A 19407-nucleotide genomic window follows, 5' to 3' on the forward strand; every position below is an offset into this window, starting at 1 on the left:
TTCCGTTGGAAGCGAGGGGGATTTCCATGCAGCGTGTTTGCCAAACCGGGCTGTCAGCGCTGGTCGTGGCCCTATCATTGGCGACCACAGTGGCGCTCGCAAAGCCGTTCACCTACATCAATGCGCGCTATGGCACGGTGTGCACGTTCCCGAGCCAGATTTTCAGCAAGCCGATGCCTGAGTCCCTCAATGGCGACGGTCGAAAATGGCTTAGCCCCGATGGTGCGAGCTTGTCCTGTTACGGCGGATACAAGCTGACGGAAGATACGCCCGACAGTCTGGTTGAAAAGGAAAAAGCCGACCCTGACTCTGGGGAAAAGGTCACTTACAGCAAAACCGGTAAGAACTGGGCAGTGGTCTCAGGCACCAAAGGCGACAAGATCTTCTATACCCGAATCGTCTTCGAAAAAGAGGATGCAATCCATACAGTCTGGATCGAATATCCCGCCTCGCTCAAGGCCAAGTACGACCCACTGGTCGGCGCTATCGGCGACAGCCTGCATGGGGCTGAGCAACACTGGGAATAAATCGCTCTCGACGCTGCAAACCCGATTTACCGCCATCGCGTTCCGCCCTAAATTTCGGCCTATAGCGGCTCGTCGCTCGGTTTGAGGGAATACGACATGCGCACATTCTTACTTTCTCTTGCAATGCTTGGGTTTGCCGCCGCGCCGGCAGCAGCACAGTCCATCGGTGGCAGCTACACCGTCGCGGGCACCAATTTCGACGGCTCGAAATATGGCGGCGAAGCCACCATCACGCTGACCAGCGAGACCACCTGTACCATCCATTGGGAGACGGGCGGATCATCGTCGGACGGCATCTGCATGCGCAACGACGATGCCTTTTCCGCCGGCTATGTCATGGGCAAGGAAATCGGTCTCGTCGTCTACAAGGTAGAAGATGACGGCTCGCTGCACGGCCTGTGGACCATCGCCGGCAAGAACGGCAGCGGCACCGAGGTGCTGACGCCGAAATGAGCCTGCTGGTCGGCTGACCAGCCTCTTAGCGATGTTGTGGGCCACGGGTGAAAATCCGTGGCCTATTTCTTTGACGTTGCTGTCTTGCCGCCGGCTGCTACAGGCTTGGGCGGTTCACCGTTTCGCCGAAACGTCGAACCGCTTTATTCTTTGTTTTCACGCAATTCCGGACGGAAAACCGTTTCACACTTTTCCTGGAATTGCTCTTGCAAAACCGGTAACGCCCTTGCCTCTTTCCCCAAACATTCGCGGCGCGCTGTGCATGATGGTGGCCATGATCGGCTTCACCCTCAACGACGCCATCACCAAGTTCTCGTCGGAATCGATGAACATGGCGCAGGTGATGCTGGTGCGCGGCGCCTTTGCGTCGCTGCTCGTCGGCCTGCTCGCCTGGCAGCAAGGCGCGCTCGCGCGACCGAGGTCGATGCTGCAGCCGCTGGTAGCGCTTCGCGTGGTCGCCGAGGCCGGCGCCACCGTCGCCTTCCTTGTGGCATTAGCGCATCTGCCGATCGCCAATGTCTCGGCGGTGCTGCAGGCGCTGCCGCTGGCGGTGACGATGGGGGCGGCACTCGTATTCAGCGAAGCGGTCGGCTGGCGGCGCTGGCTGGCGATCGCGGTCGGCTTTGGCGGCGTGCTGATCATCGTGCGGCCAGGCTTCGAAGGCTTCAGCATCTATTCGCTGTACGCACTCGTCAGCGTCGCCTGTTGCGCAGTACGTGACCTCGCCACCAAGCGCATCCCGAGGGCTATCCCGACCTTGCTGGTGTCGACGGCAACGGCAATCGCCATGACCATCGTTGGCGCCGTGCTGCTGTCGCCGATGGGCGGCTGGACGCCGATGTCCGGCAAAGGCTCGGCACTTTTGGCATTGGCGGCGGTGCTGGTGCTGATCGGCTACCAGTTCATCATCATGGCAATGCGGGCCGGCGACATCTCCTTCATTGCGCCATTCCGCTACACCGCCCTCTTTTGGTCGATGCTGCTTGGCCTCATCATCTTCGGCGATGTCCCCGACCTGCCGATGATCTTCGGCTCCGCCATCATCATCGGCTCCGGCCTCTACGCGCTCTATCGCGAGCGGGTCGCCGGCCGGCAAAAACCCGCAGCCGAAAGCGCTGGACCCGACATGGCGCCGGACGGCATATAGGTTGGCCATGAGCCAAGACATTGCAGGAATTATCCTGGCCGGAGGCCTGTCACGGCGCATGGGCGGCGGCGACAAGACTTTGCTGGCGCTTGGCGAGCGTCCGCTTCTCGACCATGTCGTTGCCCGCCTGGCGCCGCAGGTCGGATCGCTGGCGCTCAGCGCCAATAGTGACCCGGCGCGCTTCGCCGCGGCCGGTCTTCCGGTTCTCGCCGATGCGGTGGAAGGCTATGCCGGACCGCTGGCCGGAATTCTCACCGGCCTCGAATGGGCGGCAGCGAATACCGCTTTCAAGGCATTGGCGACGGCCGCCGGCGACACGCCGTTCCTGCCGGTGGACCTGGTCGAGAGGCTGGCTGCGGCTGTTGACGAGCGACCAGGCTCCATCGCTGTTGCCAGTTCCGGCGGCAGGCGGCATCCGACCTTTGCGCTGTGGCCGCTCGGGCTGCGTGAGGCCTTGCGCCATTTCCTGATCGACGAGGACAACAGGCGCGTCTCCGCCTTCATCGAGCGGCACGACTGTGTCGAAGTGGAATTTCCGTTGCTGACCCACGGCAGTGACGAGATCGACCCGTTCTTCAACATCAACACACCGCACGACCTTGCGGTGGCCGAGCGTCTGTTGCAGAGCATCGGCCCATGAACATCTTCGGCATCACCGGCTGGAAGAATTCCGGCAAGACCACACTGACCGAGAAGCTGGTCACAGAGCTCGTCCGGCGCGGCTGGACAGTGTCGACGGTCAAACACGCCCATCATGAGTTCGACATCGACAAGCCTGGCGCCGACAGCTTTCGTCACCGCCAGGCGGGCGCCACCGAAGTCGCGGTGGTGTCGGGCAAACGCTGGGCGCTGATGCATGAATTGCGCGGTGAGGACGAGCCGACGCTGGAGACGGTCCTGTCGCGGTTGGCCCCGTGCGACATCGTGCTGGTCGAAGGCTACAAACGCGAGGTGCACAAAAAGATCGAGACCCGGCGGCAGGAGGCCAAGGACCGCTCGCCGCTGTCGGCGAACGACGGACATATCGTGGCGATTGCCGCCGACTTCGCGGTTACCGGCGAAAGCCTGCCTGTGTTCGATCTCGACGACACGGGAGGGATAGCCGACTTCATCGAGCGCATGACCGGCCTCAAACCTTGAGGCGCCTGCCCTCGCCCGGGTCAGCCGCCCTCTTCAGCCGTTGCATTGTCTAAGCGCGTCTCGCCTGAACGGCCTCATGCGACGCGCTTCAGGTTGTTTTATTTATGCATGTCGTCGTCCCAAAACCGCTGCGCACTTTTGGGCGACATGCATTAACCCGGCGTCGGCATTGGCTGGACCCGCAAATCCCGCAAGCAACGGTTTTACAGTTGCTTTTCTCCCGAAAACAGTGGGAGTATCGCGCCAGCGGGCGGTCAAAAGCACCGCCCCACAGAGCCGTTCCGGAACGACGGCCGGGAGCCATAAAGAGAGGACTATCATGCGTATTGCACTGCGTATCGCGCTCGCCGCATCGGCTGCGCTGCTGACGCTCGGCGTCGCCCAGGCTCAGGAAACGACCCTGAGAATCGGCACCGAAGGCGCCTACCCCCCATTCAACAACCTGACCTCCGACGGCCAGCTCGTGGGCTTCGACATCGACATCGCCAAGGCGCTCTGCGACGAGATGAAGGTCAAGTGCACCTTCGTCGCCCAGGATTGGGACGGCATCATTCCGGCCCTGCAGGCCGGCAAGTTCGACGCCATCGTCGCCTCGATGTCGATCACGCCGGAGCGCGCCGAGAAGGTTGACTTCACCCACAAATACTACAACACGCCGTCGGCGATCGCGGTACCCAAGGATTCGACCCTCAAGGGCGTGACCAAGGAAGACCTGGCCGGCAAGACCATCGGCGTCGCAACCACCACGACGCATTTCAATTATGCCTCGAAAACCTATACGGACAGCACGGTCAAGGGCTATCCGAGCAGCCCCGAAGAGCAGGCTGATCTCGCCAATGGCCGTCTCGACGCGATCGAGGACGATATCGTCGTGTTGCAACAGTTCCTGGATTCGCCTGATGGCGCCTGCTGCAAGATTCTCGGCCAGCCTTCGCCGCAGCCGGTCGATATCTTTGGACCGGGCGCCGGCATCGCCGTGCGCAAGGGCGAGACGGATCTGGTCAACAAGTTGAACAGCGCCATCGACGCAATCCGCGCCAACGGAAAGTACAAGGAAATCAACGACAAGTACTTCAAGTTCGACGTCTTCGGCGCCGAGTCCTGATCGTCTGAAACAAGGCGGCAGGGGAAATTTCCTGCTGCCGCCTTGGCCTGACAGAAGTGGAGACAAGACCCGTCAATGCCAAGCCAGAACATATGGATACTTCTCACTTGGGGACCCGATGGCTGGATTGACGATATTGCCTATGGCGCACTGGTCACCATTGCGCTCGCGCTGGCGACACTGCCGATCGGCCTGACGATCGGCTTTTTCGTCGCCTGGGCAAAACAATCCGAAGAGCCGTCGCTTCGCGTGGCTGCCAACATCTACACCACGGTGTTTCGCGGACTGCCGGAACTGGTGACGCTTTTCCTGTTCTTCTTCGGCATGCCGATCCTCTTGCAGTATGTCATCCGTCTGTTCAGGCCGGAAGCGACGGTCGATGTCGACAGCTTCCTCGCCGGCATGATCGTGCTGTCGCTGATCTTTTCGTCGTATTCCAGCGAAGTCTTCCTGTCGGCCTTTCGCGCCATTCCGAAGGGCCAGTATGAGGGCGGCTATGCGATCGGGCTGTCGAAATGGCAGACGATGCGCAAGGTGATCCTGCCGCAGCTGCTGCGCATCGCCTTCCCCGGCCTTGAGAATTGCTGGCTGAGCCTGCTCAAGGACACGGCCCTGGTGTCGGTCGTCAATCTGGCTGAAACCTTGCGCAACGCCGGCGTGGCGGCCCGTGTCACCAAACATTCCTTCCTGTTCTACAGCGTCGCGGCGATGGTGTTCCTTATCCTTGCCATCCTGTCGTCGATCGCCACCGGCTTCATCCTGCGTTCGCTCGGGAGGAGGGAGGCACGATGAGCGTCGTGACGCGCGCCGCCGTCGACATCGAGAAGCCACCACCACGGGCGCGAGGCTGGCCCCGGGCCCGTATCGTCGGCTACGCGCTGGTCGGCTTCTGGATCCTGTTCGGCATCGGCATCGCCGTCTATCTGGTTTACGCTTGGAATGGCGAATTCTTCGCCAGATACGCGCCGGCCTATCTGCAGGGCTTGGGAACCACGCTTGCGCTGGTGGCCATCTCGATGGTGCTCGGCGCGCTTTTTTCGCTGCCCGTCACCTATGCCCGCATGTCGAAGAACCGCTATCTGTCCGTCCTGGCCTATTGCTACGTCTACTTCTTCCGCGGCACGCCGCTGCTGGTCCAGGTCTATCTCGTCTATTACGGCCTGGGCTCATTCCGGGTGCAACTCGAATCCGTCGGGCTGTGGTGGTTCTTCCGCGACGCCTTCAATTGCGGTGTGTTCGCCTTCGCGCTCAACACCGCCGCCTACCAGGCCGAAATCCTGCGCGGCGCCATCGAGAGTGTTCCGAGGGGCCAATGGGAGGGCGCTGCTTCGCTCGGCCTGCACAAGCTGCAGACGCTGCGCAAGGTCATCCTGCCGCAGGCGTTTATCGTCGCGCTCCGGCCCTATGGCAATGAACTCGTCCTGATGATCAAGGCCTCCGCCATCGTTGCCATCATCACCGTCTATGATTTGATGGGCAACGCGAAGCTCGCCTACGCCAAGTCCTTCGACTTCCAGGCCTATGTCTGGGTCGCCATCGTCTATCTGGTGATGGTCGAGATCCTGCGCCACGGCGTCGAATGGATCGAGCGACGGATCACCATTCATCTGATCCGCTGAGCGGTCGGCTGTACCAGTCGATCGGCTCATGCGCGTCTTGACGAATGGCGCGTAGAGCCTAGAGCTTTCCAAGACAATTCCGTTCCGTCTGAAGGGCAAACTCATGGCATCTGTGGCATTTCTCGGTCTTGGCGTGATGGGCTATCCCATGGCCGGGCACCTCAGGAACAAAGGCGGCCACGACGTCACCGTCTACAACCGCACCGCGGCGAAGGCGGAACAATGGGTGGCCCAGCATGGCGGCAAGCTTGCTTTGACGCCGGCAGAGGCCGCAGAGGGCCAGGATTTCGTCTTCTCCTGCGTCGGCAATGACGACGATCTGCGCTCGGTGACGACCGGGGCCGATGGCGCCTTCGCCGCGATAAAAAAAGGCTCCGTTTTCATCGACAACACCACGGCTTCGGCCGAAGTCGCGCGCGAACTGGCCGACGCCGCTGAAAAGGCCGGCTTTTCCTTCCTCGACGCGCCGGTTTCCGGCGGGCAGGCGGGCGCCGAGAACGGCGTGCTGACGGTGATGGTCGGCGGCGAGCAGGCTGCCTTCGACAGGGCCAGGCCGGTCATCGACGCCTTTGCCCGCATGGTCGGGCTGATGGGGCCGTCGGGCGCCGGCCAGCTCACCAAGATGATCAATCAGATCACCATTGCCGGGCTGGTGCAGGGACTGGCCGAAGGCATCCACTTCGGCAAGAGGGCCGGGCTCGACATCGAGAAGGTCATCGAAGTCATCTCCAAGGGCGCTGCCGGGTCCTGGCAGATGGAGAACCGCCACAAGACGATGAATGCCGGTAAATATGATTTCGGCTTTGCCGTCGACTGGATGCGCAAGGATCTCGGCATCTGCCTCGATGAAGCCGACCGCAATGGCGCGAGACTGCCGGTGACCGCCCTTGTCGACCAGTTCTACAAGGATGTGCAGGCGATGGGCGGCAAGCGCTGGGACACCTCGTCCCTGCTGGCGCGCCTGGAAAAATAGGCGTTCGCAATGGCCGAGCTTTCGCCCCAATCGAACGCCGACGAGATCGTCGCCCATTTGCGCTCGATCGGCTCGGAGGACAATCGCCGCGGTATGCTGCGCTACGGCATCAAGATCGAGCGCGCGCTCGGCATCTCGCATCGCATGCAGCGGCAGATCGCCAAAAAGATCAAGCGCAACCACGAGCGTGCTTTCGAGCTTTGGCAGACCGGCATCATGGAGGCGCAGTTCATCGCTTCCGTCACGGCCGACCCGAAGCGCTTCTCAGCCGCGGATGCACGACAATGGGCCGCGTCCTTCGATTCCTGGGACATCGTCGACGGCGTCTCCGATCTCTTCGTCGACACGGACGCCTGGAAGGAGCTGATTGAAGAGTTCGCGGCGGACGAGCGCGAGTTCGTTCGACGCACGGCCTTCGCCATGATGGCGTGGTCCGTCGTGCACCGGAAGCAGGAGCCGGTGGCGACTTTCCTCGGCTTCCTGCCGATCATCGAAGCGCATGCCACCGACAGCCGCAATTTCGTGAAGAAGGCGGTAAACTGGGCGCTTCGTTCGATCGGGAAGCGATCGTTGGAGATGCACGGCGCTGCCCTTGCCGTGGCCGAACGACTGGCCCAGTCGGCCGACAAGACGGCGCGCTGGATTGGCAAGGACGCCGTACGGGAACTCACCAATGCCAAGATCATCGAGCGGATCGCCGCCAGAAAAGGCTGACCTAGCCAACGTCCGGTTCACCGAGGTGACGCGGCAGACGCGCGCCGATTTCGAAGGCCTCTTCGAAGCGCAAGGCGGTCCGAAGTATTGCTGGTGCATGGCCTGGCGGCCCCTGCCCGGCCGCCGCGAGCATGTTCAGCACGCCGAGTTGAAACGGGCCATGATGGCGCTTGTCGAGGCCGGCACGCCGGTCGGAATCTTGGCCCAGATTGACGGCAAGACCGTCGGCTGGTGCTCGGTCGCGCCGCGCCAGACATATCGGAAGCTGACGTCGCAACAGGACGATGACGAGACCGGCATCTGGTCGATCGTCTGCTTCTATGTGCCAAGGGCGCTGCGCGGCGGCGGGCTGGCGGCAGCGCTGCTTGACGCTGCCATAGATCACGCCTTTGCCAAGGGCGCCGGCGTGATCGAGGCCTACCCGGTCGGCGAGGCATCGCCGAGCTACCGTTTCATGGGGTTTCGCGACATGTTCATCGCTCGCGGGTTCCATGAGGTCGGCATGGCCGGCTCTCGCAGACATGTGATGCGGCTCGAGCGTTGACGCGATCGGCCGCGGCGTCTTTACTCCTGCACAAAGGAAGCGGCCGATGAGCAGTCCTCTCAAATCGACCTTGGCGCTTGCAGCCGCGTTGTTGGTGTTCACCGCTACCAACGCCTCAGGCCAAACCGCGCGCATCTTCTGGAAAGATCTGCGTCCTGCGACGCAGGCGGTGGCCGAAGATGCCGGTCTGCCGATGATTGCGGCAAAACTGCCCGATCGTGGCGAGACATTGTCGCTCAACCTGCAAGACAAGATAGTACAATTAGCCGGCTACGCATTGCCGGTCGACCGTGATGGCGATCTCGTCTACCAATTCCTGCTGGTGCCGTGGACAGGCGCTTGCAGCCACATGCCGACGCCGCCGCCCAACCAGATCGTGCTGGTGACGCCGGCCCGTCCCTACAAGATGTCGCAGTCCTATGAGTCGGTTGCCGTGACCGGCGCTTTGCGGCCCGGCTTGGAGAAGAGCCAGTTGTTCATTCTCGACGGCGTCAGCATCATCCAGTCCGGCTACACCGTACGCAAAGCCGATGTGGTGGCAGTCGACACGGTGCCGGACACGATCACGCTGCCGGTCAACTCGCCCTGGAGTTTCCTCAACAAAAAGAAGAACTAAACGGCGCCTGCTTGTGCAGCGTCACCGCCCAGTCACGGACAACCGCGCTCAGGCCGCGTTGGCGCCGGATTCCTTGTCCAGCAGCATGTAGTCGAGCGGCATTTCGGTCGTGTACTTGATCTGCTCCATGGCGAAGGACGACGATACGTCGCGGATCTCGATCTTGGCGATCAGCCGCTTGTAGAAGGCGTCATAGGCGGCGATATCGGGCACCACGACGCGCAAGAGATAATCGACGTCGCCGCTCATGCGGTAGAATTCGACCACCTCGGGAAATTCCTGGATGACTTCCGAGAAACGCCGCAGCCATTCATGGCTGTGCGAATTGGTGCGGATCGACACGAAGACGGTGACGCGCACATTGACCTTTTCGTGGTCGAGAATGGCGACGCGCCGCTTGATGACTCCCTCTTCCTCCAGCTTCTGGATGCGGCGCCAGCACGGCGTCGTCGACAGGCCGACTTTCTTGGCGACATCGGCAACCGCGAGCGTCGCGTCCTCCTGCAGGAGGCGGAGAATTTTTCTGTCGAGGCGATCCATTGAGGTGCTCCTGGTGCAGGCCGCGTTCCCTCGAGCGCGACGCGCTTTGGGAATAGATTGGCTATACTCCCTCTTATTTCGACCTTTCACAAGAAAGAAATTCTGCCGGATGGCACAAAAGCGAGTGATATCTTGCTTAAAGTCTAATCTATGCGATAGCGGATTTCCGATCTCAGAAACGGCAGCAAATCCATTTCAAACCATGGATTCTGCTTCAGCCATCCTGAGTTGCGCCATGACGGGTGTGGCAGCGGCAGCACTTTCAGGCTGGCCGGCGCATCCCAGATGGTGCGCCAGTCCTTCACGGTTTCGGTCAGCGACGGCCGGCGCGTGGCGCCCATATGCCAGGATTGCGCGTAGGAGCCGATTGTCAAAACGAGGTCGATCTGCGGCATCAGCGCCATCAGCGGCGCGCGCCAGGCCAGCGCGCATTCTCGGCGCGGCGGCAGGTCGCCGCCCTTGGCGTCCTGGCCGGGGAAGCAGAACCCCATTGGCACGATGGCGAATTTATCCGTGTCGTAGAATTCCTCGCTTGTCACGCCCAGCCAGCTTCGCAAGCGGTCGCCGGAGGCGTCGGTGAACGGCATGCCCGACAAATGCACCTTTGTGCCTGGCGCCTGGCCGGCGAGCAGGATGCGGGCGCTGGATGATGGCAGCAGCACCGGGCGCGGCTCGTGCGGCAGTGGCCTGCCGACCGGAGTGTCGACGCAGATGCGGCAGGCGCGGACCTTTGCCGTCAAGCGTTCGAGTTCCGCCTCCATCAGGCGGAAGCGCTCGGACGGCTGGAGACGGCGCTGTACCAGCGCAGCACGTTGGTGCACTCGTCCGGCACTTTGATGCGCGCCGGTTTCATGAAATCCATGGCGATCATGCCGGTGATATCGGCGATCGAATAGGCGTCGCCGGCGGCGAATTCGCGGTTTGCCAGTTCGGGCTCGAGCAGTTTCAGGAATTCAACCGCTTTCGCCTTGTTGGCCTCGCCCCATTCGGGGATCTGCGGAATTTCCCATTCCTTCATCGCCGGATGGATGTGGCGAAAAGCCTGGGCGACGCAGCTGAGCAGATTGAACTCCATGCGCCTTTGCCACATCTCGACCTTGGCCTTGCCGAGCGCGCCTTGCCCGAACAGCGCCGGTTCGGGATGCAGTTCCTCGAAATAGCGGCAGATGGCGACGGATTCGGTGAGGATGGTACCGTCGTCGAGCTCGAGCACCGGCAGCCGCTGCAGCGGGTTGCGCGACCTGACCGGCTCCTGCTTGTGCCCCATCGCACCCATGTCGACCGGCACCAGCGGCACTGCGATGCCCTTTTCGGCGAGGAAAACCCGCACGCGCCGCGGATTGGGGGCGCGGCCGCCGTCGAACAGTTTCATGCTTATCCTCCCGATCTGGTCCTTCAACTATAGTGCTCGTCACCAGACGCGAAACATCTCTCGCAAGGCGTCACCGACCGAAGCCAGGGTGCCGTGCTTTCTTTCGAGCGGGCCGCCGTGGTGGCTTTCGCGCCAGTCTTGCGGCTGATCGAACGTGCCGGCCCAGATGCCAACCTTGCCGGCGCGGGCAATGGCCTGCTCGGTGTCGAAATCGCCATAGGCAATTGCCCAGCCGGCCTCAACCTGGGCCCGGTTGAGATCCTTTCCACCGGCCTTGCAATCGCCGAGCAGGCGGCCGTAGCGGTCGCGCTGCCAGCCGCTGCAGGTCACCGGATTGCCTGATATCAGCCGCACCAGCGCCTGGCGCGCCAGCCTGCCGCAAGCATAGTCCGCGCCATCCCTACGGCAGATCTGCTGGTATTCCGGAGCGTCGATGCCGCGCATGCGGATACGTTCGGTGCCAAGAGTGAGTGAATCGCCATCGTTGACGATCGCCGCCCCTTGCGCCTTGCGCGTCTCGAAACGGTCGAGGCGTGCGGCGAGCAGGATCAGCAGGCCGAGCAGAATGACCGTCAGCGCGTAGTCCAGCAGCTTGCGCCACAGGCTTCGCGGCGGCGGCGGATAGTATCGCCGGCGCGGCCTTGGCGACCACGAACGGCTCATATGGCAAACAGTCTCTTAATCATTCGAACGTAGCTTAACGAATTGAGATCGCTGCGCGCATAAATCGAAGTTTCCATGCCTCTGCTACGCTCGAACACAGCGGATAAATTCATTGTGGACCGCCGGAAACCGCACCGCAACAGCGATGTGGCGCGCGCGGTGCGCAAGACGCGCGACCGTCTTTCGCAGCAGGTCGGCAATCTCGACTTCGACCGCGAGCTGCTGAAGCTGCACGCCGGGACCATGGTGGGCGGCGCAGCCGTCATCCCACTGCTGGTGTTGGCGGTCGCGGCGGCCGGGCTGCTGGCCGGTGTGGACAAACAGATCAGCGTCTGGGCGCTGTTCACCCTGATCTGCTATTCGATCGTCGCCTTCATGGCGCGGCGCGTCGGCCGCACCGAAGCTGCCGAGCTCAACCCTGTTCGCACCCGCAGGGATTTTCTGATCGGCCATTCGCTGTGCGGCCTCGGCTGGGCGTGGTTCGCCTGGCTCGGCTGCGCCACCTGCCAGATCGACCAGTTCCAGGTGGCCAAGGCGGTGGTGCTGCTGCTGGCCATGGCGACCACCGCTATCATGGCGTCGTCCTTGCGCGGCTCGCTGCTTGCCACCTTCGTCGTTCCGGTGGCGGTCTATGCCTATGCCGAAACGAAATTTTGGGTGCCGGTCGGGACGATCATGGTCGCCCTGCTGGTCGCGGCATTGCCGTTCTTTGCCTATATCGCGCGCCATCTCAACCGCTCGTCGCTGATACTTCTGTCCTTCCGCTCCGAAAAGGACGCGCTGCTAGCAGAGGTGGAGACAGCGAAATCAATGTCGGACGAAGCTCGTCGGCGGGCCGAAGACGCCAATCTGGCGAAGTCGCGCTTCCTTGCTTCTATGAGCCATGAGCTCAGGACGCCCCTCAACGCCATTCTCGGTTTTTCCGAGGTGATGGCCAATGAGGTGCTCGGGCCGATGAGCAACCCGACCTATCGCGACTACGCCCGCGACGTGCACGATTCCGGCCAGCATCTGCTCGACCTGATCAACGAAATCCTCGATCTGTCGCGCATCGAGGCCGGCCGCTATCAGCTCAACGAAGAGCCGGTGATGCTGCTCAACATCGCCGAAGATTGCTGCCACATGATGGAATTGAAGGCGCGCAACAAGGACATCCGCATCGTCCAGGATTTCGAAAGTGCCCTGCCGCGGCTGTTCGCCGACGAGCGCGCGGTGCGGCAGATCACGCTCAACCTCCTGTCCAACGCCATCAAATTCACCGCCACCGGCGGCGAAGTTCGCGTGCGCGTCGGCTGGACGGCGGGCGGTGGCCAGTACATTTCGGTCAAGGACAATGGGCCGGGCATACCGGAGGACGAAATCCCGATCGTGCTGTCCGCCTTCGGCCAGGGCTCGATCGCCATCAAGAGCGCCGAACAGGGCACCGGGCTCGGGCTGCCGATCGTTCAGGGCCTGCTCGCCATGCATGGCGGCGAATTCGAACTTCAGTCGAAATTGCGCGAAGGCACCGAGGCAATCGCCATCTTCCCGCTCGCCCGAGTGATGGAGGAACTGCCGGCGCTGCCGACAAAGGCGGTCGCGGCGGCTCGCCGACGCTGACAGCTTGTTCTAGGCTTTGACCGCCGCCGCCATGCCCGAACTGGTAAGCGCCGCCGCCTTGACCAGACCGGCGGCAAGGGCGGCCCCTACCCCTTCGCCGTGGCTGATGCCGAGATCGAACAGCGGCCTGAGGCCGAGCCGCTCGGCGGCAAGCCTTTGGCCGGGTTCGGGCGACTGGCTGGCCAGCAGGCAATGGTCGAGCGCACCCGGGTTGGCGGCATGCAGCACGGCAGCGGCAGCGGTCGCGGCGAAGCCGTCGAGCAGCACCGGGATTTTTTGCATCCGGGCGGCGAGGATAGCGCCGGCAATGGCCGCGAATTCGCGGCCGCCGACCCGGCGCAGTGCTTCCAGGGGGTCCTTCAGAGCCGCACCATGCAAGGCGACGGCTTTATCGACTACATCAGCCTTGCGCGCCTGCATGGCCGCGTCGGCGCCCGAGGCGGGGCCGACCCAGTCGGCGCCGCTGCCACCGAACAGGGCGGCGCACAAAGCCGCCGCAACGGTGGAGTTGCCGACGCCGAGATCGCCGAGGCAAATCAGATCGGAGCCACCGGCAATGGCTTCCATGCCGAAGGCCATGGTGGCGGCGCAGCCGCGTTCGTCGAGGGCGGCGTCCTCGGTGATGTCGGCGGTCGCAATGTGCAGCGCCAGATCGAACACCTTGAGGCCAAGATTGTTGGCGACGCAAATCTGGTTGATTGCCGCACCGCCGGCGGCGCACAGCTCAACGGCGTTTGCGGTCGCAGCGACAGGGCGCGGCGAGATGCCGTGGCGGGTCACGCCATGGTTACCGGCGAAGATCGCCACTAGGGGCCGGTTCACCGCCGGCGGGGCGCGCCCGCTCCAGACAGCAAGCCAGGCGGCGATGTCCTCGATACGTCCAAGCGAGGCTTTCGGCTTGTCGGCCTTGGAAAACAGGGTGCGCACCCTGTTTTCCGCGACTGTATCGGCAGGCGGCAGGCTCGCCAGCAGATTGCGAAAGTCGTCGAAGGGCAGCGCGCTGGTCATGTCGGTCCTGATCATTCCCTGTGGTTGATCAGCGGCATAACCGCCTTGCCCGGCCGGCACAACTCCCCTCGACATTGGCGCGAAAGCGGTTGCCCGCGCCGCATTCCGAAGGGCTTGCATTGGCTTTGCCGTTGCACCATGTGGAGATGGAACGAGGGATTCCGGACGGAACCTTCAAGAGAAAGTCATGACGGCCATCGAATCCCCGTGCATCCTGGTCTGTTCGATCGACATGAAAACCGGCTTCTGCTTCGGCTGTGGCCGCACGCGCGATGAAATCGGCGCCTGGATGGGGATGACGCCGGAGGTACGCCGCAGCGTCATGGCCGAGTTGCCGGCCCGATTGGAAACGGTCGAGCGCCGGCCGCGCCGGGAAACACGCCGCAGCCGCATGGCGCGCGAGCGCGACGTCCTCTCTTGAGGCGGCAGGTCCAATGAACCGACTGTTCTGGATCGTGATGGCGGCAATCGGCCTCGGGCTGGTGCTGCTGATGATCAACAACGACGCCGGCAGCACGTTCGGCATCGAGAATTACGATTTCAGCCGTCTGGTCTGGCTGGGGGCGATCGGCTTGCTGGTCAGCGCCGGCCTTGTCCGGTCCGGCAGGCCGCTCGGCGTCATGGCCCGCAATCTCGGCACGTGGGCCCTGATCGTGCTGGCGCTCGTCGCCGGCTACCAGTACCGCTACGAGTTGCAGGATTTCGCCAGCCGGGTGACGGCGGGCCTCGTTCCCGGCAGCCCGCTGGCGCTCGGCGTCGAGGACGGCCATGCCACCGTGACCCTGGACAAGGCCGGCAGCGGCCATTTCGAGGCCCGCATCACGATCAACGGCGCGCCGATCCGCACCGTCGTCGATACCGGCGCGACCAGTACAGTGCTCACCGCCGAAGACGCGCAGGCGGCCGGCTTCAATCCGGCCGCGCTGAGCTTCACCGTCCCGGTCTCGACCGCCAATGGCATGGCACGCGCCGCTTCGGTGCGCACCGACGAACTGGCGATCGGCGGCATCGTGCGCAAGAACATGCAGGTGATGGTCGCCGCGCCCGGCGCGCTCAGCCAGAGCCTGCTCGGCATGAACTTCATCGGTTCCCTGTCGGGTTTCGACGTGCGCGGCGACCGGATGATTCTGCGCGACTGAACTGCTTAAGCGGCCTTTTCAACACGGTCGAAATCGACGGCAGCGAACGCTGCCTTCAGCACATCCGGTCCGGCGCCGGGTTTCGTCGCGTCGGTGGACAGTATCTGCCGGAAGCGGCGCGCGCCCGGCAGGCCGTGGAACAGCCCGACCATGTGGCGGGTGACGTGGCCGAGCCGCCCGCCCTGCTCGATATGCCGCGCGGCGTAGTCGGCCATCGTGTCGATCAGCGCGGCAAAATCGTAGGCGCCGGCCTTGTCGCCGTAGAATGCCGCGTCGACGCCGGCCAGGATGCCTGGCGTGTGGTAGGCGGCGCGGCCAAGCATGGCGCCATCGACATGATCGAGGTGGCGAGCCGCCTCTTCGAGCGATTGAACGCCTCCATTGATGCCAATGAATTTGTTCGATTTTCTAGCCTTGAGGCGATAGACCCTGTCATAGTCGAGCGGCGGGATGTCGCGATTTTCCTTCGGGCTCAGACCCTCCAGCCAAGCCTTGCGCGCATGCACCCACAGCGCGTCGGCGCCGGCCGCGAAAACGCCGTCGGCCAGCGCGTCGAGCGCGGGCTCCGGATCCTGCTCGTCGACGCCGATGCGGCATTTGACCGTCACCGGGATTTTCACCGCCGCCTTCATCGCCGCCACACAATCGGCGACGAGGTCAGGCACTTTCATCAGGCAGGCGCCGAACGTGCCGGACTGGACGCGGTCGGACGGACAGCCGACATTGAGATTGATCTCGTCGTAACCGAAGCCCTCGCCGATGCGCGCCGCCTCGGCCAGCTTTTGCGGATCGGAGCCGCCGAGCTGCAGTGCCACCGGATGTTCGGTCTCGTCAAAACCAAGCAGCCGCTCGCGCGCACCATGGATGACAGCGTCCGCCACCACCATTTCGGTGTAGAGCAGCGCACGCTGCGTCAACTGGCGGTGGAAGAACCGGCAATGCCGGTCGGTCCAGTCCATCATGGGTGCAATAGCCAGTCTATGATCTTGATTTTTCAGCATTTTTTCTTTAACATCAAATCGTTAGAGCAGCCCGAGTGCACGCGAATTTACGCCAGAATACGACCCTTTTCGCCACGTTTCGATCTCTCAGTGCACACGGAGCGCACACGAGAAAATGGCCACCTACACAAAACTCTCGTCCGGTTCATGGCGTGTCCAAGTCCGTCGCAAGGGTCGCTACGTTAGCGAGACCTTTCTGCGCCGAGACGACGCCAGGCGCTGGGCAACCTAAACCGAGCGCCAAGTCGATCGCGGTGAGACGCCGACCAAGTCCGTATAGCGCGCCTGAAAACTTTCGGCGAACCCATCGACCTTCATATCGACGACATGTGCGATGTAGGCAAGTCCCCTCGCCGCTCCAAGGCCGCAGCCCTCGATATGCTCCAAACATCTGGGGAAGTGCAGCATCGCCACCCTCGATCGCGAACGGCTCGTTCGCTTCGGTCGTGATCGAGCCGCCCAGGGTGCCGGACGATGAGTCTCGGTATCGACATCACCTAGGGAAAGTCGTTGAGCGTCGTTCCTGGATGATCTGCCTGGTCGTGATCGCGACAGCCGCTGGCGAGAGCCGCCAAACTCGCATGAGATTGTCTGAAGCGGAGGACCATCCATGGAAGGACCCATTTCGACCTATTTTGCATCGATTGAACCCGTGGCCCCCGACGTTTTCTGGACCGCTTGCTGCATCCGGCGCGGCATTTCAAACATCCCCACGACGTTTTGGCCGACGTTGCCCTGGACGCTCAGGAGAAGCGCGCCATTCTTTCGTCATGGGCATCGGATGCCTGCGCCGTAGAATCCGTGCCAGCGCTTCGCATGCTGCCGGGAGCGGGTGAACCGGTCAGCTTCGACACGATCATGGATGCGTTGCAACAGTTGGATCAATCGGATGAGCGTGCCGGTCCTGACTGCAGTGACAGCGCGGCAGTGGCCGCGTTCGTACCATTCGTCGATCGGATTTAAGGGCGACGTAGTTGTCTTGCACCATGGACCCGTCGGCGAGTGACCCCGCCGGCGGGATGGGTGTGGCATCGGTGCGTTCCCCCAGATTGCCGATGAAAATTTTCCTATTCTTGCTCTTGAAGGTGCAAGTCGCGATTCTAAATTGATGGTCGCCGGCAGCCTAATGGGGCCGGCAATACCAGGAGGCGGCAAGGCTCTTGGCGCCTTCTGTTGTCCATGTTGCTCAAAGGAGAATGTGGCTATGAAGACAAACCTCGATTTTACCCCTCTATACCGGTCCAGCATCGGCTTCGACCGCATGGTCGACATGCTTGAAAGTGCGAGCCGTGTGGCCTCGTTCGACAACTGGCCGCCCTACGATATCGCCAAGGTTGATGATGATCAGTATCGCATCACGATGGCGGTCGCCGGTTTCTCGCAGGACCAGCTGACCGTCACCCACCAGCCCAACATGCTGGTTGTGAGCGGGTCGCAATCCGGCGATGAGAACGGCCGGTATCTGTACCGTGGCATCAACGGGCGCGCTTTCGAGCGTCGGTTCGAACTGGCCGATCATGTCAAAGTCGAGGGCGCCAGCCTTGAGAACGGGCTGCTGAGCATCGATCTCAAGCGCGAGGTTCCCCAGGAGATGAAACCGCGCAAGATCGAAATCTCCAGCGGGGCTCCCATGCCGAAGATCGAGGCGCCCAAGGTCGAGACCGACAAGCTGGCCGCCTGAGCAATCCACCATGAAGGCTTTCGCTTGAGCCGGGCGTCCCGCCCGACTCAGAGACCTACAAAAGGAGAAAGACAATGAGCGTACGTGACTTGATCCCATGGGGCCGGGGCAACGGAAACTCGGCGCCCAGTCTCTTCCCCGACGGAGATCGAGACCCCTTCGTCTCCCTCCACCGGGAGGTAAACCGGCTGTTCGATGACGCCTTCCGCAGCTTTGGCGCCAGACTGCCGGCCTTCGGTCCCTCTTTCGCCGCCAGTTGGCCGAGTGTCGAAATCTCCGACACGGACAAGGAAGTCCGCGTCACGGCGGAAATACCTGGCCTGGACGAGAGCGACATAGAAGTCCTGCTGGAAAATGGGGCGCTCAAGCTTAAAGGCGAGAAGCGTTCCGAGACCGAGGACAAGGACCGGCAGTTCTCCGAGCGCTTCTACGGTCGCTTCGAGCGCCTCATTCCGCTCGGCTACGAGGTCGAAGAAGACAAGGTCAACGCCACCTTCAAGAACGGGGTGCTGACCGTGACGTTGCCCAAGACCGAGCGGGCGCAGGCGAAGGCCAAGCGGATCGCAATCAACGGGAAGAACTGACGGATGCAGTATGGGTGGCGGCCCTTACGGCCGCTGCCCGTGCGACCCTTCATAACGGGAGGGACAGGCAATGGAGACAGTTCAAAGCAGCGACAACATCAGGAACCCAACCAAGACGTCCGTCCGGCCGGACAATGACAATCGGCCTCGTCTAGACGGGCCGGCTTTGTCAATGGGACGGTCAGTGTTTCCGGAGGGCGCAGTGGCGCGGATCTACCAGCCCTGCCGCTCGGCCATGACCTCGGCAAAGCCCCACAGGGACTGGCGATTGGTCTTCGAACGCCGCACAGCCCCGTTCATCGAGCCGCTGATGGGCTATACCGGTGGCCGGGACACCCTGACCCAGGTTGAACTGAACTTTCCGACGCTGGAAGCGGCGATCCGTTATGCCGAGCGTCAAGGCCTCAATTACGTGGTGCAGGCGGCACCTCCTGCTTCCCCGGCCAAGATCAGGAGACAACATGTATCGGAGGAAAAACAGGCCTTTTCCGACCTGGTTTGGCAGCGGCTGCAGTTGGCTTGGCTCCAGGCAAGTCACGGCTATGGCGCCGGTGCACAGACAGCGCACATACAGACGGCGCTTTCGGAGCCCGAGACATTCTACGCCTCTCCGATGGAGGTCGTGGACGACCCGGTGCTCGCACCCGACGAGAAACGCGCCGTGCTCAAGAACTGGGCCTGGAACGAGTATCTGATCGACCTGGCCACCGCCGAAGGCATGCCGGAAAATGCACGCCCGTCGCGATTGGACGAGGTCGAACTCGCCTTGCTGGCCTTGGAAGTCCGAAACCGGGGCTTCCAGACCAGAACCAGCCCGGTGCACTCCCGGATAGCCGCATGATAAGGCAAGAAGGAACCCACTGATCGTCTTCGACGCCCAACGGACCATCCCGAAACCCTTCCCGCTTGCGGTCGCGGCAGCGGGCGGGCGCGCGCCGACAACTTTCCCAATGCGTGGGCGCCCGATTGCGCCTCGGCAGAA

25 protein-coding genes are annotated in these 19407 nt (G+C 62.6%); 19 read left to right on the plus strand and 6 right to left on the minus strand.

Annotated elements, in window-relative coordinates:
• Positions 1 to 26: 26 nt before the first annotated feature.
• The 12 genes from NKJ75_RS17325 to NKJ75_RS17380 all read left to right on the plus strand — a co-directional run bounded on the left by NKJ75_RS17325 (position 27) and on the right by NKJ75_RS17380 (position 8838).
• Positions 27 to 527 (plus strand): hypothetical protein, encoded by a 501-nt coding sequence (locus NKJ75_RS17325; protein WP_023820731.1) that lies wholly within the window; start codon positions 27 to 29, stop codon positions 525 to 527.
• A gap of 96 nt (positions 528 to 623) precedes the next feature.
• On the plus strand, positions 624 to 980 hold the full coding sequence (locus NKJ75_RS17330) for a hypothetical protein (protein WP_023669002.1): 357 nt from the start codon (positions 624 to 626) through the stop codon (positions 978 to 980).
• Between the two features lie 226 nt (positions 981 to 1206).
• The gene (locus tag NKJ75_RS17335) at positions 1207 to 2127 is read left to right on the plus strand and encodes a DMT family transporter (RefSeq protein WP_352499986.1); all 921 of its coding nucleotides are present in this window, start codon (positions 1207 to 1209) and stop codon (positions 2125 to 2127) included.
• A 7-nt stretch (positions 2128 to 2134) separates the two neighbouring features.
• A complete protein-coding gene (mobA, locus tag NKJ75_RS17340) occupies positions 2135 to 2767 on the plus strand; it encodes a molybdenum cofactor guanylyltransferase MobA (protein ID WP_023706846.1) in 633 nt (210 codons plus the stop codon).
• Positions 2764 to 3267, plus strand: a complete 504-nt coding sequence (mobB, locus tag NKJ75_RS17345; RefSeq protein ID WP_023738823.1) for a molybdopterin-guanine dinucleotide biosynthesis protein B — start codon at positions 2764 to 2766, stop codon at positions 3265 to 3267. The genes mobA and mobB overlap by 4 nt, the downstream gene beginning before the upstream one ends.
• 319 nt (positions 3268 to 3586) lie before the next feature.
• On the plus strand, positions 3587 to 4372 hold the full coding sequence (locus NKJ75_RS17350) for an ABC transporter substrate-binding protein (protein WP_023688509.1): 786 nt from the start codon (positions 3587 to 3589) through the stop codon (positions 4370 to 4372).
• Between the two features lie 75 nt (positions 4373 to 4447).
• Positions 4448 to 5164, plus strand: a complete 717-nt coding sequence (locus NKJ75_RS17355; protein WP_023669007.1) for an ABC transporter permease — start codon at positions 4448 to 4450, stop codon at positions 5162 to 5164.
• A complete protein-coding gene (locus NKJ75_RS17360) occupies positions 5161 to 5991 on the plus strand; it encodes an ABC transporter permease (RefSeq protein WP_023688511.1) in 831 nt (276 codons plus the stop codon). The genes NKJ75_RS17355 and NKJ75_RS17360 overlap by 4 nt, the downstream gene beginning before the upstream one ends.
• 103 nt (positions 5992 to 6094) lie before the next feature.
• Entirely contained in the window at positions 6095 to 6964 is an 870-nt protein-coding gene (locus tag NKJ75_RS17365; RefSeq protein WP_352499987.1) for an NAD(P)-dependent oxidoreductase, read from the plus strand.
• A 9-nt stretch (positions 6965 to 6973) separates the two neighbouring features.
• Entirely contained in the window at positions 6974 to 7678 is a 705-nt protein-coding gene (locus NKJ75_RS17370) for a DNA alkylation repair protein (protein WP_023738821.1), read from the plus strand.
• Positions 7638 to 8222, plus strand: a complete 585-nt coding sequence (locus NKJ75_RS17375; RefSeq protein ID WP_352499988.1) for a GNAT family N-acetyltransferase — start codon at positions 7638 to 7640, stop codon at positions 8220 to 8222. The genes NKJ75_RS17370 and NKJ75_RS17375 overlap by 41 nt, the downstream gene beginning before the upstream one ends.
• 46 nt (positions 8223 to 8268) lie before the next feature.
• Complete coding sequence (locus tag NKJ75_RS17380; RefSeq protein ID WP_023682485.1) at positions 8269 to 8838, plus strand: DUF3299 domain-containing protein; 570 nt, start codon at positions 8269 to 8271, stop codon at positions 8836 to 8838.
• A gap of 48 nt (positions 8839 to 8886) precedes the next feature.
• Here NKJ75_RS17380 and NKJ75_RS17385 read toward each other — a convergent pair whose 3' ends face one another.
• From NKJ75_RS17385 to NKJ75_RS17400, 4 genes are all read right to left on the minus strand, one after another.
• Positions 8887 to 9378: an Lrp/AsnC family transcriptional regulator gene (locus tag NKJ75_RS17385; RefSeq protein ID WP_023669013.1), complete on the minus strand. Its 492-nt coding sequence runs from the start codon at positions 9376 to 9378 to the stop codon at positions 8887 to 8889.
• 143 nt (positions 9379 to 9521) lie between these two features.
• Positions 9522 to 10139: a uracil-DNA glycosylase family protein gene (locus NKJ75_RS17390; RefSeq protein WP_023682484.1), complete on the minus strand. Its 618-nt coding sequence runs from the start codon at positions 10137 to 10139 to the stop codon at positions 9522 to 9524.
• Positions 10139 to 10750, minus strand: coding sequence for a glutathione S-transferase (locus tag NKJ75_RS17395; protein ID WP_023682483.1), 612 nt, complete (start codon positions 10748 to 10750; stop codon positions 10139 to 10141). Before NKJ75_RS17395 ends, NKJ75_RS17390 begins: the two co-directional genes overlap by 1 nt.
• 39 nt (positions 10751 to 10789) lie before the next feature.
• Positions 10790 to 11413 carry a thermonuclease family protein gene (locus tag NKJ75_RS17400; RefSeq protein WP_352499989.1) on the minus strand — a complete coding sequence of 208 codons (624 nt, stop codon included), beginning with the start codon at positions 11411 to 11413 and terminating at the stop codon, positions 10790 to 10792.
• 75 nt (positions 11414 to 11488) lie between these two features.
• On the opposite strand from NKJ75_RS17400, the gene NKJ75_RS17405 reads away from it, so the two are divergent.
• Entirely contained in the window at positions 11489 to 13012 is a 1524-nt protein-coding gene (locus NKJ75_RS17405) for a sensor histidine kinase (protein WP_023682481.1), read from the plus strand.
• A 9-nt stretch (positions 13013 to 13021) separates the two neighbouring features.
• On the opposite strand, the gene NKJ75_RS17410 is transcribed toward NKJ75_RS17405, so the two are convergent.
• A complete protein-coding gene (locus tag NKJ75_RS17410) occupies positions 13022 to 14020 on the minus strand; it encodes a nicotinate-nucleotide--dimethylbenzimidazole phosphoribosyltransferase (RefSeq protein WP_023726598.1) in 999 nt (332 codons plus the stop codon).
• Positions 14021 to 14207: 187 nt separating this feature from the next.
• On the opposite strand from NKJ75_RS17410, the gene NKJ75_RS17415 reads away from it, so the two are divergent.
• A complete protein-coding gene (locus NKJ75_RS17415; RefSeq protein ID WP_023824914.1) occupies positions 14208 to 14441 on the plus strand; it encodes a DUF1289 domain-containing protein in 234 nt (77 codons plus the stop codon).
• Positions 14442 to 14454: 13 nt separating this feature from the next.
• Complete coding sequence (locus tag NKJ75_RS17420; RefSeq protein WP_023752257.1) at positions 14455 to 15159, plus strand: TIGR02281 family clan AA aspartic protease; 705 nt, start codon at positions 14455 to 14457, stop codon at positions 15157 to 15159.
• Positions 15160 to 15164: 5 nt separating this feature from the next.
• On the opposite strand, the gene dusA is transcribed toward NKJ75_RS17420, so the two are convergent.
• Positions 15165 to 16160, minus strand: coding sequence for a tRNA dihydrouridine(20/20a) synthase DusA (dusA, locus tag NKJ75_RS17425; protein WP_352499990.1), 996 nt, complete (start codon positions 16158 to 16160; stop codon positions 15165 to 15167).
• 678 nt (positions 16161 to 16838) lie between these two features.
• Here dusA and NKJ75_RS17430 point away from each other — a divergent pair.
• The 4 genes from NKJ75_RS17430 to NKJ75_RS17445 all read left to right on the plus strand — a co-directional run bounded on the left by NKJ75_RS17430 (position 16839) and on the right by NKJ75_RS17445 (position 19266).
• A complete protein-coding gene (locus NKJ75_RS17430) occupies positions 16839 to 17123 on the plus strand; it encodes a hypothetical protein (protein WP_023688522.1) in 285 nt (94 codons plus the stop codon).
• Between the two features lie 241 nt (positions 17124 to 17364).
• Entirely contained in the window at positions 17365 to 17841 is a 477-nt protein-coding gene (locus NKJ75_RS17435; RefSeq protein WP_023824891.1) for an Hsp20 family protein, read from the plus strand.
• Between the two features lie 74 nt (positions 17842 to 17915).
• Positions 17916 to 18425: an Hsp20/alpha crystallin family protein gene (locus tag NKJ75_RS17440; protein ID WP_023682476.1), complete on the plus strand. Its 510-nt coding sequence runs from the start codon at positions 17916 to 17918 to the stop codon at positions 18423 to 18425.
• A 202-nt stretch (positions 18426 to 18627) separates the two neighbouring features.
• Entirely contained in the window at positions 18628 to 19266 is a 639-nt protein-coding gene (locus NKJ75_RS17445) for an NADH dehydrogenase ubiquinone Fe-S protein 4 (protein WP_348528162.1), read from the plus strand.
• Positions 19267 to 19407 lie beyond the last annotated feature (141 nt).

Source organism: Mesorhizobium sp. M0058 (assembly GCF_040323095.1).
Lineage (GTDB): Bacteria > Pseudomonadota > Alphaproteobacteria > Rhizobiales > Rhizobiaceae > Mesorhizobium.